Origin of the sequence: Erwinia typographi (assembly GCF_000773975.1) — a bacterium.
Taxonomy (GTDB): Bacteria; Pseudomonadota; Gammaproteobacteria; order Enterobacterales; family Enterobacteriaceae; genus Erwinia; species Erwinia typographi.
This window is the reverse complement of the sequence record NZ_JRUQ01000016.1, coordinates 103,826-120,755: the sequence shown is the minus strand read 5'-3', so window position 1 is coordinate 120,755 and position 16,930 is coordinate 103,826. Positions and strand designations below refer to the sequence as shown.

General features: G+C 56.5%; 18 protein-coding genes. 10 read left to right on the top strand and 8 right to left on the bottom strand.

Translation table 11 applies throughout. From position 1 onward, the window contains the following. Positions 1 to 29: 29 nt before the first annotated feature. Entirely contained in the window at positions 30 to 1,214 is a 1,185-nt protein-coding gene (gene emrD, locus NG99_RS03840; RefSeq protein ID WP_034888627.1) for a multidrug efflux MFS transporter EmrD, read from the bottom strand. A gap of 302 nt (positions 1,215 to 1,516) precedes the next feature. On the opposite strand from emrD, the gene fpr reads away from it, so the two are divergent. Continuing rightward, on the top strand, positions 1,517 to 2,263 hold the full coding sequence (fpr, locus tag NG99_RS03835) for a ferredoxin--NADP(+) reductase (protein WP_034888577.1): 747 nt from the start codon (positions 1,517 to 1,519) through the stop codon (positions 2,261 to 2,263). Here fpr and NG99_RS03830 read toward each other — a convergent pair. Continuing rightward, on the bottom strand, positions 2,254 to 2,697 hold the full coding sequence (locus NG99_RS03830; RefSeq protein ID WP_034888576.1) for a DUF805 domain-containing protein: 444 nt from the start codon (positions 2,695 to 2,697) through the stop codon (positions 2,254 to 2,256). The genes fpr and NG99_RS03830 overlap by 10 nt on opposite strands. 89 nt (positions 2,698 to 2,786) lie before the next feature. Here NG99_RS03830 and NG99_RS03825 point away from each other — a divergent pair, with 89 nt between their 5' ends. Both NG99_RS03825 and tpiA read left to right on the top strand, forming a co-directional pair. Next, the gene (locus NG99_RS03825; RefSeq protein ID WP_034888573.1) at positions 2,787 to 3,380 is read left to right on the top strand and encodes a DUF1454 family protein; all 594 of its coding nucleotides are present in this window, start codon (positions 2,787 to 2,789) and stop codon (positions 3,378 to 3,380) included. Between the two features lie 119 nt (positions 3,381 to 3,499). After that, the gene (tpiA, locus tag NG99_RS03820) at positions 3,500 to 4,267 is read left to right on the top strand and encodes a triose-phosphate isomerase (RefSeq protein WP_034888572.1); all 768 of its coding nucleotides are present in this window, start codon (positions 3,500 to 3,502) and stop codon (positions 4,265 to 4,267) included. 90 nt (positions 4,268 to 4,357) lie between these two features. Here tpiA and NG99_RS03815 read toward each other — a convergent pair whose 3' ends face one another. Beyond that, entirely contained in the window at positions 4,358 to 5,263 is a 906-nt protein-coding gene (locus NG99_RS03815; RefSeq protein WP_034888570.1) for a LysR family transcriptional regulator, read from the bottom strand. Between the two features lie 101 nt (positions 5,264 to 5,364). On the opposite strand from NG99_RS03815, the gene NG99_RS03810 reads away from it, so the two are divergent. Next, positions 5,365 to 6,783 carry an aldehyde dehydrogenase family protein gene (locus NG99_RS03810; RefSeq protein WP_034888568.1) on the top strand — a complete coding sequence of 473 codons (1,419 nt, stop codon included), beginning with the start codon at positions 5,365 to 5,367 and terminating at the stop codon, positions 6,781 to 6,783. 287 nt (positions 6,784 to 7,070) lie between these two features. Next, a complete protein-coding gene (mqo, locus tag NG99_RS03805; RefSeq protein ID WP_052130541.1) occupies positions 7,071 to 8,690 on the top strand; it encodes a malate dehydrogenase (quinone) in 1,620 nt (539 codons plus the stop codon). Between the two features lie 42 nt (positions 8,691 to 8,732). Here mqo and NG99_RS03800 read toward each other — a convergent pair whose 3' ends face one another. Further along, positions 8,733 to 9,317: a LysE family translocator gene (locus NG99_RS03800; RefSeq protein WP_034888565.1), complete on the bottom strand. Its 585-nt coding sequence runs from the start codon at positions 9,315 to 9,317 to the stop codon at positions 8,733 to 8,735. Positions 9,318 to 9,452: 135 nt separating this feature from the next. Between NG99_RS03800 and NG99_RS03795 the strand changes: the two genes are divergently transcribed. Beyond that, the gene (locus NG99_RS03795; RefSeq protein WP_034888563.1) at positions 9,453 to 10,910 is read left to right on the top strand and encodes an aminotransferase-like domain-containing protein; all 1,458 of its coding nucleotides are present in this window, start codon (positions 9,453 to 9,455) and stop codon (positions 10,908 to 10,910) included. 2 nt (positions 10,911 to 10,912) lie between these two features. Here the strand turns inward: NG99_RS03795 and NG99_RS03790 are convergent, their stop codons facing one another. From NG99_RS03790 to NG99_RS03780, 3 genes are all read right to left on the bottom strand, one after another. Beyond that, the gene (locus NG99_RS03790) at positions 10,913 to 11,536 is read right to left on the bottom strand and encodes a glutathione S-transferase family protein (protein WP_034888561.1); all 624 of its coding nucleotides are present in this window, start codon (positions 11,534 to 11,536) and stop codon (positions 10,913 to 10,915) included. Between the two features lie 161 nt (positions 11,537 to 11,697). Further along, on the bottom strand, positions 11,698 to 12,027 hold the full coding sequence (locus NG99_RS03785; RefSeq protein WP_052130540.1) for a YciI family protein: 330 nt from the start codon (positions 12,025 to 12,027) through the stop codon (positions 11,698 to 11,700). Positions 12,028 to 12,180: 153 nt separating this feature from the next. Continuing rightward, entirely contained in the window at positions 12,181 to 12,747 is a 567-nt protein-coding gene (locus tag NG99_RS03780; RefSeq protein ID WP_034888558.1) for a TetR/AcrR family transcriptional regulator, read from the bottom strand. Positions 12,748 to 12,887: 140 nt separating this feature from the next. On the opposite strand from NG99_RS03780, the gene NG99_RS03775 reads away from it, so the two are divergent. The 3 genes from NG99_RS03775 to NG99_RS03765 all read left to right on the top strand — a co-directional run bounded on the left by NG99_RS03775 (position 12,888) and on the right by NG99_RS03765 (position 15,022). After that, complete coding sequence (locus NG99_RS03775; protein WP_034888556.1) at positions 12,888 to 13,562, top strand: EthD domain-containing protein; 675 nt, start codon at positions 12,888 to 12,890, stop codon at positions 13,560 to 13,562. A 72-nt stretch (positions 13,563 to 13,634) separates the two neighbouring features. Then, positions 13,635 to 14,033 (top strand): VOC family protein, encoded by a 399-nt coding sequence (locus tag NG99_RS03770; protein WP_034888552.1) that lies wholly within the window; start codon positions 13,635 to 13,637, stop codon positions 14,031 to 14,033. A gap of 137 nt (positions 14,034 to 14,170) precedes the next feature. Continuing rightward, positions 14,171 to 15,022 carry a PhzF family phenazine biosynthesis protein gene (locus tag NG99_RS03765; RefSeq protein ID WP_034888550.1) on the top strand — a complete coding sequence of 284 codons (852 nt, stop codon included), beginning with the start codon at positions 14,171 to 14,173 and terminating at the stop codon, positions 15,020 to 15,022. A 109-nt stretch (positions 15,023 to 15,131) separates the two neighbouring features. On the opposite strand, the gene NG99_RS03760 is transcribed toward NG99_RS03765, so the two are convergent. Next, complete coding sequence (locus tag NG99_RS03760; protein WP_034888548.1) at positions 15,132 to 15,890, bottom strand: SDR family NAD(P)-dependent oxidoreductase; 759 nt, start codon at positions 15,888 to 15,890, stop codon at positions 15,132 to 15,134. A 115-nt stretch (positions 15,891 to 16,005) separates the two neighbouring features. Between NG99_RS03760 and NG99_RS03755 the strand changes: the two genes are divergently transcribed. Continuing rightward, positions 16,006 to 16,905 carry a LysR family transcriptional regulator gene (locus NG99_RS03755; RefSeq protein ID WP_034888547.1) on the top strand — a complete coding sequence of 300 codons (900 nt, stop codon included), beginning with the start codon at positions 16,006 to 16,008 and terminating at the stop codon, positions 16,903 to 16,905. Positions 16,906 to 16,930: the final 25 nt, after the last annotated feature.

The window sequence follows — 16,930 nt, the reverse complement described above, 5'->3', positions numbered from 1 at the left end:
GCCTCTACGGGCAGCCGTAGAGGCGCACTTCAACCCGCCGAGGCCTGCGGCTCTGGCCGACGTGAAAGCGGCAGCCAGCAGAGCAGGATTAGCAGCGCCATCGCGAACATCAGCATGCCAAGGCTGAACTGTCCGGTCTGAGGCAGCAGCGCGGAGAGCCAGGCGGCCAGTCCCGATCCGAGGTTTTGCAAACCGCCCAGCAGCGCGCCCGCCGTACCCGCCATAAAGGGCCAGGGTTCCATCGCGCCGGTTGTCGCCAGCGGAAACAGCATCCCGGCGCCGAAGAAGAATACCGCCGCAGGCACCACCAGCGTCCAGATGGTCATCACGCCAAACCACGCGGGGATCCACATCATCGCACCGGCCAGCAGGCAGCTGTTTACTGACCACCACATCATCTGCTGGAAAGGCCGGTTCTCTTTGCCGGCAAACCAGGCGCCAAAGAAGGCTGCCGGGATCGGCAGGATGAACAGCAGGCTGACCGTCAGACTGTTCAGCCCCAGCACGCCACCCATCAACACGCCGCAGCTGGCCTCAAACACGGCAATTCCGCCCAGCGCGCCCATCAGCATGATCAGATAGCGAATAAATGTCCCGTCAGCCAGCAGTGGAAGATAGCGTGAGAACAGCGCGCGTTTTTCAACCGGCGCTGGGCGCGTCTCCGGCAGCCAGCGCAGCATTGCCGTCCCCACGGTGCCACAGAACAGCAGCAGAAACGCAAAGCAGGCCTGCCATCCCAACAAGTGCGTCAGCAGCGCGCCAACGATCGGCGCGATAAGCGGGCTGACCAGAATCCCCATATTCAGCAGGCTGTTAGCCAGCCTGAGCGAACCGCCTGCATAAAGGTCACGCGGCATAGTGCGCGCCATTACCCCTGCCACACCGGTTCCCAGCCCCTGAATCGCGCTGCCCAGCACCAACATATCGAAGGTCGGGGCACCAAGTGCGATCAGCGAACCCACGCAGAAAATCACCAGCCCGGCCAGAATGACCGGGCGGCGGCCGATATTGTCCGATAGCGGTCCATACAGCAGCTGTGAGCCGCCATAGGTCATCAGATAGGCCGCCATCACCCGCTGCACGGCTCCGTCACGAACGTTAAACGCCTCAGCGATAGTCGCCATCGCAGGCACATAGATGGTTTGCGCCATCTGCCCAACGGCCACCAGCGCAATCAGCATCACCAACAGATGCCCGTTTTCAATTTTTTTCATTTCATCAGCACAATTATCGGCGCTATACATAAAAGTCAGCGGTAACGCCAGGAGAAAGGAACCTTATGGCGAGGAAAATATCAGGATTGGTTAACAAAGCGAGAGGGGAGCTAAAAAAGGACGTGGGGCTGACTGTCAGAAAAAGCAGGCAGCAGCGTAAATCAATCTGTACGTTATAGTGAATAGAGTCCGGCAGATTTGTCGATATGAGCTTTGTTACCGGCAGAGGCTGGAAAATCTGCGGCTGACCAGGGAAGATACCGTTAAATCGTCTTGCCCCCACCCCGAATAAGGAGTTGTTTATGGCCGAATGGGTTAACGCCAGAATCACTAAGGTGCACGACTGGACCGACAGTTTATTCAGTCTGATCGTCACCGCCCCCATCGACCCTTTTACCGCCGGGCAGTTTGCCAAGCTGGCGCTGGAAATTGACGGAGAGCGGGTCCAGCGCGCCTACTCCTTCGTCAATGCCCCGAGCGACAATAATCTTGAGTTCTACCTGGTCACCGTGCCGGAAGGGAAGCTCAGCCCTCGCCTGCATGCGCTTCAGCCTGGCGAAGAGGTGATGATCACCAAAGAGTCCGCCGGATTCTTCGTCCTGGATGAAATTCCCGAATGCAAAACGCTGTGGATGCTCGCCACCGGCACCGCCATTGGGCCCTATCTCTCCATTTTGCAAGAGGGCAAAGGGCTGGAGCGCTTTGAGAATATCGTGCTGGTTCACGCCGCCCGCTATGCGCAGGACCTGAGCTACCTGCCGCTGATGCAGCAGCTTCAGCAGCGCTATAACGGCCAGCTGAGGATTCAGACGGTGGTAAGCCGTGAAGAGATAACCGGTTCGCTGACCGGCCGCGTGCCCGCGCTGATCGAGAGCGGCGAACTGGAAGCGGCGGTCGGACTGCCAATGCAGGTCGGGGACAGTCATATCATGCTCTGCGGTAATCCTCAAATGGTCAGGGATACCCAGCAGCTGCTGAAAGAGACCAGGGAGATGCGCAAGCACCTGAAGCGCAAGCCGGGCCATATGACCGCCGAGCATTACTGGTAGTCGGGCGTTCTCCGTCCAAAGTAGTTAACCGGGCTGGCCGTTTTTCCAAAGCGGTTCTCGCCCGGCGTACCGCTGAAGGTACCCAGCTCCAGCATCAGCGTCACCAGGATCAGGGTAGGAATAAAGCGCCCCAGCGCCCACTGCCAGCGGGCGGAAAGCATTCCCCAGTCGCCAGCCAGTAAAAACCAGGCAACCAGCAGCAGCAGCGCCCAGTAGCCGGCTTTATTACGATCGTGCAGACGCTTAACCACCACCGCGCTGGTAGGCAATAGCAGGAAAACCACGCCAAACGCCGCCGTTTGCGGGCCGACCCAGCCTTTATCCACCAGCAGGGAAAGAATCATCATTAACGCCAGCCAGAGCGTCAGCCAGACCCACAGATCCCGCCGTCCTAAACGGCCTCGCCAGGAAAAACACCACGCTTGTAAGGTCATTTTTATCCCCCAGAACAGCGTCAGGCTTTGACTTTGCCGGTCATTGTCCGTTCTAATCTTGAGCTGAATTTATTGTTAGGGCAGACAGTATGAATAAAGCGTTTTATCTGGGCATCACGTTACTGTTGGCGCTTACGACGGCGAGAGCAGAGAACGCCCCTGCCGCGCAGGACCGCACTGAACATCTGCCCTCCGCACCTTATCTGCAGGCAGGTTCGCCTACCTTTGATATGACCATCGGTCAGTTCCGTGAAAAATATAATGCTATCAACACAACGTTACAGATTGCTGAATACCGCGCGATCGATAACCGTGGCGATAAGAGTAATTTGACCCGCGCAGCCAGCAAGATCAATGAAAATCTCTATGCTTCAACCGCTCTTGAACAGGGAACCGGTAAGATCAAAACATTACAGATAACCTGGCTGCCGGTACCGGGGACGGAAGAGAAAGCGGCGCGGGATAAAGCCCGCGCCTATATGGCCGCAATGGAACGTTTTTTTGAGCCGACGCTCAATGAAGAACAGAGCCTGAAACGGCTGGATGACCTGCTGGTGAAAGGGAAAGGATCGCGTTACTACACCCAGGACGAGGGGGCGGTGCGCTACATCCTAGCGGATAACGGCGATAAGGGGCTGACCTTCGCCATCGAGCCGATAAAACTGGCTATGGCGGGCAACTGACCCTCTGCAAAGATGACGAAAAGCAAAGCCTTTAGCGGTTTTGATCTCTATACTGTCTGGCAGACAACGCTGCTAAGGCAGGGTAATTTAACAGCATCGCGCTAAGCGTGGAGGATATAATGCGACATCCGTTAGTAATGGGTAACTGGAAACTGAACGGCAGCAAACATATGGTCAACGAGCTGATTGCCGGCCTGCGTAAAGAGCTGAGCAGCGTTGACGGCTGCGGCGTAGCCATTGCCCCTCCGGTGATGTATCTGGACCTGGCGAAACACGCTATTTCTGGCAGCCATATCGCCCTTGGCGCGCAGAACGTTAACGTTAATCTTTCAGGTGCCTTTACCGGTGAAATCTCCGCCGACATGCTGAAAGACGTTGGCGCGCAGTACATCATTATCGGCCACTCTGAGCGTCGTACTTATCATAAAGAGAGCGACGAACAGATCGCTAAGCAGTTTGCCGTGCTGAAAGCGGCTGGCCTGACGCCAGTCCTGTGCATCGGCGAAACCGAAGCGGAAAACGAAGCGGGCAAGACCGAAGAAGTGTGCGCACGTCAGATCGACGCAGTGCTGAACACCCAGGGCGCTGACGCATTCAACGGCGTAGTGATTGCTTACGAGCCAGTCTGGGCTATCGGCACAGGCAAATCGGCTACCCCTGCTCAGGCTCAGGCCGTACACAAATTCATCCGTGACCACATTGCTAAGAAAGACGCGAACGTGGCCGCGCAGGTCATCATTCAGTACGGCGGTTCGGTTAACGATAAGAACGCGGCGGAACTGTTTGCTCAGCCGGACATCGACGGTGCTCTGGTTGGTGGCGCATCGCTGAAAGCCGATGCGTTCGCAGCGATCGTGAAAGCGGCCGCGGCAGCGAAGAGCGCCTGATGCTCTGCCTCCTGCGCTGGTCACAGCGCAGGAGTTCTTTCCCCCTCCGCTCTTTTAACTCCCGCACGCACCGTACCGCGCGACTGACATTCAGAGCAGGCTGAACCCCGGCCGCCGCTGGATCATCGCTATCAGCGCTTTTAAACCGGCAGGAATGTGGCGATGCCCCGGATAATAGAGCCGCAGGCCGGGAAACGGCGCGGACCATTCATCCAGTACGGAAATCAGCGTACCCGCCCGTAAATCCTCAGCGACCTGAAACTCGGCCATAAAGGCCAGGCCAAAACCGGCCAGCGCAGCTTCGCGCAGCGTGCGCATGTCGGTGAACACGGCGCGGGGCGGGATCTCTACCTCCAACAGCTGGCCCTGTTTTGCCAGTTCCCAGCGGTAAACGCCGCCGTGCGACATCCGCATACACAAGCCAGCGTGCTGTTGCAGCGCTTCCGGGGTGCGAGGCGTGCCGACGCGGGAAAAATAGGCCGGTGAACCAACAATGCGCATCCGTATGTCGCCCGTCAGCGCTACGGCAATCATATCCTGCGGAACCGACTCGGCCAGCCGCACGCCTGCATCAAATCCTTCCGCAACAATATCCACCCTCCGCGCCTCGCTGACGATTTCCAGCTTCATTTGCGGATAGCGCCGTAAATAGTCGGCCAGCACAGCATTGAACATCAGGCTCGCGACGTCCATCGGCATGTTCAGCCGCAGCGTGCCTGCCGGCTCGTCGCCGTGGCTGCCAATCTCTTCGGAGGCATGGCGGATCTCATCCAGCGCCGGACCAATTCTGTCGAGATAGCGAACGCCCGCTTCGGTCAGCGCTACGCTACGGGTGGTGCGGTTAAACAACCGCGTTTCCAGCCGGGCCTCCAGCCCCGCCACCGCGCTACTAACCGCCGTGGGTGACATGCCCAACTCACGGGATGCCGCGCGAAAACTACCCCGACGGGCCACGGCCATTACTACCTCAAGCTCAATCAGACCGGAACGATGCATAGATTATCCTGATTATCGGTACACCCATTGCAGGATATACCAGCTTATCGGCATGGTGTCAGCGACTTATACTCACTCCATCCCTTATCTGGAGAGAAATTATGCAGCGCATCAGCCACATCTATATCAACGGTGAATTTGTCACGCCTCACGGCGAGGAGTGGTTCGATCTGTACAACCCGGCCACCGAAGAGACCATCGGGCAGGTTCGCCTCGCCGACGTGACGGATACCCAGCGGGCCATTGCCGCCGCCAAAGCGGCTTTTCCGGCCTTTTCCCGGACAACCCGGTCTGAACGCCTGGCGATGCTGAAAAACATGCGGCAGGCGCTGGCTGCGCGTGAAGCCGATCTGCTGGAGGCCATTATTCTGGAATATGGCGCCCCGGCGGCCCGCTCTGGCTGGATGGCCGCCTGGCCAGCGGCGGTGATTGACCAGACCATTGCCACGCTCGAAGCCTACCCGTTTGAGCAGCAGGTTGGGCTGGCTCGCGTCATCATGACGCCGCTCGGCGTAGCCGGGCTGATCACCCCGTGGAACAGCGACGCTGGGTTTATCTGTAGCAAGCTGGCCACCGCGCTCGCCGCAGGTTGCACGGCGGTGATAAAGCCGAGTGAAATGAGCGCGCTGCAAACGCAGATTGTCACTGAAGCCCTGCATGAGGCCGGTTTGCCGCCTGGCGTGTTCAATATTGTCACCGGGAGAGGCGACGTGGTGGGTGAAACCCTCAGCCATCATCCTGATATCGCTAAAATCTCCTTCACCGGTTCAACCGCCGTAGGGAAAGCGATTCTGCGCAACGGTGCTGAAACGTTCAAACGTATCACCCTGGAACTGGGCGGAAAATCCCCCACCCTGATCCTGGACGATGCCGACCTCGCCGAAGCCGCGCCGCTCGCCATTCAGGCCGGTTTTATCAACAGCGGGCAGGCCTGCATTGCCGGAAGCCGAATTTTTATCCCCGCCTCACGCAAGGCAGAGTGTGAGCAGGCGCTGGCAAGCGCGGTTAACGGTACAGTTTCCGGCAACCCTCGCGCCAGCGAAACTGAAATCGGGCCAATGGTGAGCCAGAAGCAGTGGGATCGCGTGCAGCGCTACATTCGCGTCGGCATTGAGGAAGGCGCGCGGTTGCTGGCTGGCGGCGAAGGTCGCCCGGAAGGGATCGATCGCGGCTGGAATGTCCGCCCGACGCTGTTTACCGACGTAAACAACAGCATGACGATTGCTCGTGAGGAAATTTTTGGTCCGGTGCTGAGCCTGATAACGTATCGCGATGAGGCTGAAGCCATCGCGCTGGCTAACGAAACGGATTACGGGCTGAGCGCTTTAGTACTGGGGGCGGACAGGGAAAGGGCTACCCGCGTCGCCCGGCAGATTGAATCAGGGCGGGTGCTGATTAATACGCTGATTCATGAACCGAAAGCGCCGTTCGGCGGTTTTAAGCACTCCGGTTTGGGCCGCGAAATGGGCCGCTGGGGTCTCGATGCGTTTCTGGAACCTAAGTCTCTGATAATCAATTAGCTCTCGTTCTGTCCCCCCTCCTGAGCGGGCCGGTATTACGGCCCGCTATCAATGTTACTAATTTCGTTTGAATTTTCATTCTCATTTTTAATCTTTAAACAATTTTTTAATTGCCTCGTAACAATGGTATATTTCTAACACACTCCCGGGCTGTAATACGGCCATTCTGAGTGGGGTTGTTCTGAAAGAAACCTCTGGTTTACGAGACAGCAAACGGATTCCCAAGAAGCCGTGCCTGTTTCTCCTGCTTAACATGTTGATGATTCAACATACGGAGATGTCGCCTCATGCGAAAATTAGCTGCACTCCTGGCTGGCTGTTTTAACACGCTGGGTTTTGCGAAAACAGCGTCGACCACAGATGAACACCACGATGTCGATGTATTACTGATCGGCGGTGGCATCATGAGCGCCACGCTCGGCACCTATTTGCAGGAGCTTGAGCCGACGTGGCGCATCGGCATGGTTGAGCGTCTCGACGGTATCGCCAAAGAGAGCTCCAACGGCTGGAATAATGCGGGCACGGGTCACTCTGCGCTGGCAGAGATGAACTATACCCCTGGAGATGCTGACGGCTCTATCGACATCCGCAAAGCCATAGACATTAACGAATCCTTCCAGATTTCCCGTCAGTTCTGGGCCAGCCTGGTACAGAAGGGAATGCTCAATACCCCGCGCAGCTTTATCAACAGCGTACCGCACATGAGCTTTGTCTGGGGCGAAGACAACGTTGGGTTCCTGAAAAAACGCTATGAGGCCCTGCAGAAAAGTACCCTGTTCCGCGGCATGGAATATTCTGAAGATCCTGAGCAGATCAGGGAATGGATACCGCTGATGATGGAGGGCCGCGAAGCGGGCGAACGCGTAGCGGCTACCCGCATTCTGACCGGCACCGACGTGAACTTCGGTGAAATCACGCATCAGCTGGTAGAATCGCTGCAAAAAAGCCCGCGGTTCAGCTTGAAAACCAGGCATGAAGTGCGCGACATCAAGCGCAACGAGGATGGACGCTGGAGCGTTACGGTTGCCGATCTGAACAACAACGGCCAGCAAAAAATCCTGTGCGCCAGATACGTATTTATCGGTGCTGGCGGTGCAGGACTGACGCTGCTACAGAAATCGGGTATCCCGGAAGCAAAAGCGTATGCCGGGTTCCCGGTGGGCGGCGAATTCCTGGTCACCGACAATCCTCATGTGGTGAAACGTCACCAGGCGAAGGTCTACGGCAAAGCCTCTGTCGGCGCGCCGCCGATGTCGGTGCCGCATCTGGATACCCGCATGTTGGACGGTAAGCAAACGCTGCTGTTTGGCCCCTTTGCCACCTTCTCAACCAAATTCCTTAAGGAAGGGTCGCTGCTGGATATGTTTGGCTCGCTAACCTCGTCAAACATTAAGCCAATGCTGCACGTAGGCCTGAGTAATTTTGATCTGGTGAAATACCTGATCGGCCAGGTGATGCTGACCGATGACGATCGGCTTAAAGCGCTACAGGATTATCTTCCCGCAGCCCGCATGGAAGACTGGCGTCGCGTGAAGGCCGGACAGCGCGTACAGATCATCAAGAAAGATGCGGAAAAAGGCGGCGTGCTGAAGCTGGGCACCGAAGTGGTGACCTCGCAGGATGGCACCCTCTCTGTGCTGCTGGGGGCGTCACCGGGTGCCTCCACCGCTGCGCCGATCATGCTCGATCTGATGAAGAAAGTCTTTGAAGACAAATTCAGTTCGGTCGAGTGGCAGACCAAGCTGACCGCCCTGATCCCCTCTAACGGCAAGAAGTTGAACGGCAACGTGGCCGCTACGGAGAAAGTCATGGCAGAAACCAGCCGTATCCTGCAGCTGGACTATACGCCAACTTCTGCAGCCAACGACGAAGCCTCTGAGGCCGACGCCGCAGTCATCGGCAAGTAGCAACGCTCCAACTCTAAGGGCGGACTTTCCGCCCTTTTTTTGCTACTGACGGAATGCCTCTATCAGCATCCAGCAGGTAGTCATCACCAGCGAAATAGCCATCACGGCATTAAATAAATTCAGCTTCCACGCCACCTGCAAATGTTTGCCCAGCCGATCGCCCATTGCCGCCCAAATCAGAATGCAGGGTAAATTCAGCGCCATAAAACCGATCATCACCACCGGAATACCGCTGTTGACGGTGTACATCAGCGCCACGTTGGTTGCCATCAGCCAGGCTTTCGGGTTGATAGCCTGAAACATCGCGCCGCCCAGCAGCGTCATGGGCTGGGCTTTCTCCCTCATCTCAGGCGCGCCGGAGCGGAGAATCTTCCAGGAAAGCCAGAACAGATAGGCGGCTCCGAGCAGGGTTAACGGCAGACGGACGGCGCTCATCCACACCAGCAGCACCTCAAGCAGAAGCCCCGCGATCGCCGTCTGGATCGCACAGCCGACCAAAATACCCATCAGCATGGGCAGCGTGCGGCGCAGCCCAAAATTGACGCCAGAGGTAGCCAGCATCAGGTTGTTGGGGCCTGGCGTAATCGACATCACGGTGACATAACTGAAAAAAGAGGGATCGAGCATGGTTGTGTCCTGCTGACAAATGAGAACACCATGGTAGAGCGGCTGGAGTAATGGTAACAGATTCAGAAATACACTATTGTAATGAGTACAATGCTCCAATCACTTTAACTGTACCCATCACTCAGGCAGGCGACTGTGTCCATCATTGACGCTCAGGAAAGTACGCTCTATCACCGGCTGGCCGAATCGCTGGCGGAGGCTATTCACAACGGCACTTTCCTGCCCGGCAGCCGCCTGCCGGCTATACGCCGCTGCGCCAGCAGCCACCAGCTCAGCATCAATACGGTGTTGACGGCTTACCGAATCCTTGAAGATCGCGGCCTGATCGAAGCACGACCGCAGTCGGGCTATTATGTGCGCGGACAGCTTCCCTCGGTCAAAATCAGCGGCGACCGACAGGCGAAAGTCCGCTCGCCGGGCAGTGAAAAGCTGGAACTGATCGAGGCCGTTTTTGCCGCGCAGAACCACGCAGACTATACCAATATCTCGCTGGCCTGCCCGCAAAACAGCGACTTCTTTCCTACCGCTAAGATCAGCCGCATTATGGCTTCGCTGCTACGAAGAGAGCCGGAGCTGATTGGCCGTTATGCTCTGCCGCCGGGTAGCCAGCGGCTAAGGCGAGAAATCGCCAGGCGTTCAATGGATTTGGGCATGGCGCTGACGGCCGAAGACATTACCCTGACGCATGGCTGTATGGAGGCGCTCCAGCTGGCGCTGCGGGCCGTGACAAAGCCAGGTGACTGCGTAGGGGTCGAGACGCCAACCTATTTTTATCTCTTCCCTCTGCTGGCTAGCCTCGGGCTGAAGGTGCTGGAAATCCCAACCGATCCCCAGCACGGGCTTTCGCTGGATGCGCTGGAACTGCTGCTGAGAGAGAAACGCTTGCAGGCGCTGATCGCCATGCCTAACGTGCAGAATCCGCTGGGTTGCAGCATGAAGCTGGAAGATAAAAAACGCCTGGCGAAGCTGGTTAATCAACACAAGGTTCCGCTGATTGAGGACGGGCTCTACGGCGAGCTACAGTTCTGCTGGCCGCTCTCCCCTGCGGTTAAAGCGTTCGATAGCGAAGGCTGGGTGTTGCACTGCGCCAGCTTTACCAAAACGGTGGCGCCGGATTTCCATATCGGCTGGATTGCTGCCGGGCGCTTCAGTGAAGAGCTGGCGAGGCTCAAATCAGTCTCCTCGCTGGCCGAATCACGCCTGCTTTCGGAAACGCTGGGGCATTTTCTGGCGTCTGGCGGCTACGACCATCACCTGCGCACGCTGCGCCGCCGCTATGCCGCACAGCTGGATGAGGCGCGCGGCCTGATCGCCCGCCACTTTCCACAGGGAACGCAGGCTACGCAGCCCAGCGGGGGGTTTGTTTTCTGGGTCGAGCTGCCGACCGCGGTGGATACCGTAGAGCTGTTTCAGCGGCTGCTTCAGGAGAAGATTTGCCTGACGCCGGGAGCGCTTTATACCCTGAGCGAACGCGGCAACAGCGCGCTGCGCCTCTCCTGCTGCTATCCCTTTGACGAACGCTACACCTGGGCGCTCAAGCGAACCGGAGCGCTGGCCTGCGAACTCAGCGGGCTCGACGCGGGTATAATGTGAGGTTAAGGCGTACCGTTGCGTCCCCAGGTGGCATAACCTTTACGCCCGGTCAGCCGCTCATAGTAAGCGCGAACCGCGGGCAGGTCAGGATGTTCCAGCGGCGTCTCATACCAGCGGTTGACCGACAGCCCCACCGGCACGTCCGCCAGGGAGAATGCGCTGCCCGCGACATAGGCACCGGTTCGCTCCAGCTGACCATTAAGAATGCTCATGGTGTGCGCCCAGCCTTTACAGGCCGCCGCCAGCAGGCGGGGATCCTGATGCGCCGGGGACTGGCGAACCAGCGACATAAACGCATAGCGCCAGGAGGTATTCAGTTCGGTAGCCTGCCAGTCAATCCACTGATCGACCGGGGCGCGGGCGCGGGGCTCCTCAGGATACAGCCAGCCGCCGCCCCAGGCATTAGCCAGATAGCGAATAATGGCGTTGGACTCCCACAAAATAAACTCCCCTTCCTGGATAACGGGGATCATGGCGTTAGGATTCATGCTCTTAAAGGCGGCTTCCTGGGGAGACTTGAATCCTTCGCCCCAGTCTTCACGACGATAGGTAATACCCAGTTCTTCACAAACCCAGAGCACTTTGCGGACGTTGATTGACGAGGCTCGTCCCAGTATTTTCAGCATAGTTCCGCCACTTTTTTGTTCAGGTTTTGGCTATTAATACCCCTGATACGGTCAGGCTGAGAACACAGTCTTTCCCAGACACGCCGCATCTCCAGTACTTTACCGGCACTGAGGGGCAGAAGACTTTGGTTAGCTATGAAGGCCAGCAATGATACTACCGCTTATTTAGCAAGAAGGATTCCTTCTTTAAGTTCCCATCGCCTGATTTGAAATGTGACAGCTCCCGACGTCACTAGTGGGTCTCGTACCGCCAGCGCTTCGGCGTGTTCAAAATCTTTTGCAACAAACAGGGTAACCCCGGCATCCGGGGATTCATCCTGAAGGAATGTTGGCCCCGATAAAATAATTTTTCCTTCGCTTTCAAGTTGGTAGAGCCAGCGATGATGATCATCCATTGCCTCGTGTATTCGCGCTGGCACAACCACCGAGCGGAGCATGATATAACAAGTCTTTAGTGAAACCATTTTGAGCAAAGCATTCGGGGTCAGCATAGCGCCACCTGTTGTTTCATCGATGAGTAAACCCTTGCTTTAATTGTATATCCACCAGTTGGTAGCTCAGGCGTCCCGGCAGAATGAATATAACCCGGAGCACTGGTAACCATTATTTTCATATCATGCCCTGGTAACTATTTCTGCCGTCCGTTAACGATCGGTGATGATTATTTCTTCCAGCGCGGCTCTGGTGTGCATGAGCGTCAGTGAAAATGCGCAGTCCACTTTCGCCACCAGCCAATCATTAATTGCAAGTCGCCAGAGTGTCACACTGATACTGGCCGTCATTCTGGCCTGAGAGCTGCTGGCGCCCCGCTCCGTCAGTACCAGAGAGATGGCTTCCGCCAGCTGATACATTTTCATCAGTTCCCTTTCCTGAAACTCAACCGTTGCGTCAATGATGGCATGTCGGATAGCCACCTCCGCACGATTCCCGTCAAAAAATTCGCCGATGGTTTGCAGTGCCGCCAGCGCTATGTCCAGTGGATTACCTTCACCAGCAGCATGAATGGCCCTCACCACACCTGACTGGATCTCTTCTGAATGCCAGAACAGCACTTCCGGCTTATCGACGAAATAGCGAAAAAAGGTTCTTTCCGTCAGGCCTGCGGCAGAGGCTATTTGCGATACGGTCGTCCCGGCATAACCCTGTTGCTGGAAAAGCTGGAGGGCTGCCCGTCCAAAGCGTTCCCGGGCGTTTTCAGCTTTACGTACCATAGTTATTTTCCACATTGTCAGTCTATGACAGTTAGTTTATATTGTTATAAACAGCCAGTAAATGCTGAATTACCGCATTTGTCGCGCAGCAAATGTATTGATGGGAACCAAAGTATTTGTGTCTCAACGGGAGAAAAATAATGAGTGCCATTAAAATGTTTGTGACTATTCGCAGCCTGCCTCACGTTGAGAAGCGTTTTTTCCATGACCACTGGCGTCACCCGCATGGAACATGGGGACGCGGTATTGCCAATATTACCAGCTATATCCAATGTCACCGTATTGACACACCTTTTATCGACGCAGGTCAGCAGTCGCTGGACGGGATTGTTGAAGTGGGCTTTGAGAATGCGCACGATATTTCCGGCCTGTCATCCGATCCCGCCTATCTGAATTATCTCAGGCCTGATGAGCCTAACTTTGTCGAAAATACCGGTCTTGGATTCATGCGTGAAGAGGTACTTCAGTCCGGCCAGCACACCGAAGCCGGCTGGCCCTGGCGGGAATCAAAGCAGCCAATTTCAGTTAAACTCATTCAGGTTGTTAAAGGACAAAATGCTACATTTCTAAGGCACGAAGATGAGTCTGAACTGAGTGAGAGTGTGAATGCGCTCCGGCATGTCCTGGCCATACCGGATGCGGGATTACACCCGCTGCCGGATGATAATACCATTACATTTATCCGCCAGCTGTGGTGGCCAACGGTCAGCGATTTCGAACAGGGCGTTTCCAGCAATCCGGAGGCCTGGCACAGGTTACAGTCCTGCGGTCAGGGCGGCTATACGGGATTATTTCAGGCAGAGCGTTTCATCTGAAAGCTCGTACTTGTATGTCCAACGCTATTAAACAAACCAGGCGACATCTTCGTCCGGTGAAGGAGTTTTTTTATGAAATTCATGTCTACCCGATTGATTGCCCGTGATGTGAAAATGGTCGTCAGTTTTTATGAACTGGTTCTGCAAGTTAAGGCAACATGGCTGGCACCGGTTTTTGCCGAGATAGCCACGCCGGTGGCGACTGTCGCTGTCGGAAGTGTTGAAACCGTTGCGCTGTTCAAAGCGGGCAGCGCGGAGCCGGGGGCAAACCGTACCGCCATCCTTGAGTTTCTTGTTGATAATGTGGAGCAGGAATACGAGAGGCTTAAAGATAAAGTGGACATCGTTCACGAACCACGAATGCTGCCTTGGGGTAATATGGCGGCTCAGTTCCGGGATCCTGAAGGGACGCTTGTCAGCCTGTTTACGCCTGTTACCGAAGAAGCCAGGAAACGCTTTCAGATAAGGTGAACAACAGACAGCACGACAGACGATGCTGAAGCATCACAGGCTTGCGCCCTTGTTGCCTTAACATTGTGACTGCCAGCAGCTCCGCCGGGCAGATTTCCTGGTACGCTGGCAGTATTCCAACCATAAGGACGTAAGCGATGACACTATTGCGCGCATTTAAACAGGTTGATGTCTTTACCTCTTCGCCCCTTAACGGTAACCCGCTGGCGGTGATCCTTGAGGCCAACGGCCTGAGCGATGAGCAGATGAAGGCTATCGCCCGCTGGACTAACCTGTCCGAAACCACCTTCGTGTTACCCGCAGAAAACCCGGATGCCGACTACCGGGTACGAATCTTCACGCCCGATTTAGAGCTGCCCTTCGCCGGTCATCCTACGCTTGGCACGGCTCACGCGCTGCTTGAAGCTGGCGTGGCGTTAAAACATGCTGGCCGGATCGTGCAGGAGTGCGGGCTTGGGCTGGTGGTAATTAAAATTGCCGCCGACGGCGCGCTGGCTTTTTCCGCGCCGGAAGCCACGCTGACCGGGTTCAACGATGCGCCTCTTAGTAGCGCGCTGAACAGCGATGCGCTGGAAACCGCGCTGCCGGTGATGGTGGCTGATATGGGCATTCGCTGGCTGCTGGTGCCCATGCAATCGGCCGAGGCGGTGCTGGCGATTAAACCCAATATCGTGGAGTTCGAAAGGCTGTTGCATAAGGCGCAGGTAAATGGCGTGATGCCTTTCGGGCCGCTGGACGGGGTGGAAGAACAGTACGAAGTGCGTGGCCTGCTGGTGGAACAAGGCTCATTCTGCGAAGACCCGGTTACCGGCAGCGCCAACGCCTGCCTGGCCCGCTACCTTCAGGCACAGGGCGTGGAGTTGGACTACCGGGTGCGTCAGGGTACGGCGATGCAGCGTGCGGGAAGACTGAGCGTCACTTACGCAGCGGACGGCGTGTGGATTGGTGGACAGACGGTAACGGTCATCGATGGTACGCTGAAGGTCTGAGCGCTTGAGCGCGCCAATACCAGCGCCCTCAGGGCGGAGGGGCGTTACCCTGGAGAGCAACCAGCCCCCCTCACGCAGAGGGTTGCTGATGACCTGCTCGCCTGACGGCTCAAATAAACATCCCACCTGAAGCTTCAATACGCTGACCGTTAATCCAACCGCTCTCATCGCTGAGGATCTGCGCCACGGCATCGCCAATGTCATCCGGCAGGCCCACTCGCCCTAACGCCGTTTGTGAAGCGACAAAAGCATTCACCTGAGGATTATCACGCACCATCCCGCCGCTGAAGTCAGTGGCAATAGCGCCCGGCGCCAGGACGTTGACGGCAATGCCGCGCGCGCCAAGCTCTTTCGCCTGATAACGGGTCAGCACTTCCATCGCCCCTTTTACCGACGCATAGGCGCTGGAGCCGGGCAGACTGAAGCGGGCAAGACCGCTGGAGATATTAAGGATGCGCCCACCGTTTGCCAGCAGCGGCAGCAGCTTCTGCGTCAGAAAGAACGGGCCTTTGAAATGGACGTTCACCATCTCATCAAACTGCTCTTCCGTGGTCTCATCGAAAGCGGCGTGCAGCGACGTTCCTGCATTGTTCAATAAATAGTCAAAGCTTTCGCGCTGCCAGACATTTTTCAACAGCTTCTGCACTTCAGAGACGAAGGCATCAAAGCGCTGGCTGTCGCCAACATCCAGCTGAAGCGCCACGCCCCGGGCGCCCAGCGCCTCTATGCGCTGTACAACCTGCTGCGCTTCCTGCTGCTTGTTGCGATACGTCAAAATGATATCAACGCCTTTAGCAGCCAGTTTCAGGGCGGCATTTTCACCCAGCCCCCGGCTGCCGCCGGTGATTACTGCGATTTTATGGCTCATTTTACTCTCCGGTTCATTTGCTGTGGACAAAAAACAGGATATTACCTGCGTAATCATCTATAAATGTCCCTATATACGCTTCACTGTTTCGTTCGGAACAACAACGGGCGCACAAATGGATAAAATTCACGCAATGCAGGTTTTTGTCAGGGTAGCGGAGTTACAGAGCTTCACCCGTGCGGCGGACAGCCTCGGATTACCTAAGGGCAGCCTCTCGCGCCAACTACAGGCGCTGGAAAACAGTATGGGGACCCGGCTGCTGCACCGCACGACCCGACGAGTTCAGCTGACTCAGGATGGCATGGTCTATTACGAGCGCTGCCGGGACGTGCTGGCCACGCTGGATGAGATGGATTCGTTGTTTCAGCACGATCCCGCTACGCTTAGCGGCTGCCTGCGGGTGGATATGCCGGTCAGCCTCGCCACCGATTATATCCTGCCTCTGCTGCCGGGCTTTTTGCAGCAGTATCCCGGTATTGAGCTGGAGCTGAGCAGCAGCGACCGACGGGTGGATGTGATCCGCGAAGGCTTTGATTGTGTGATCAGAGCGGGCACGCTGGAAAATTCCGGGCTGATTGCCCGCCCGCTAGGCCTGGTGAATATCGTCAACTGCGCCAGCCCGGACTATCTGAACCGTTTCGGCTTTCCCACCACGCTCGATGACCTGGAGCAACATGCGATGGTGCATTATAGCCAGGAGTTGGGAAGCCATCCTCAGGGATTTGAGTTTTACGACGGGAAGAGTTGTCGCTTTATCAAGACCGGGGGTGCCGTCACCGTCAACAGCACCCAGACGTATCGCGCGGCCTGCCTGGCCGGGTTGGGGATCATTCAGGCCCCCGTGCAGGGCATGAAAAAGCTGCTGGCAGAGAAAAAGCTGATTGAAGTTCTGCCCCATTTTCGGGCGAAACCGATGCCCATTTCACTGATCTATCCGCATCGCCGCAACCTGGCCCGGCGGGTTCATGTGTTTATGGAATGGCTTACGCAGGCAATGAAAAAGTACATAGCCTGACTGGCTGACTATAATTTCAGACAGA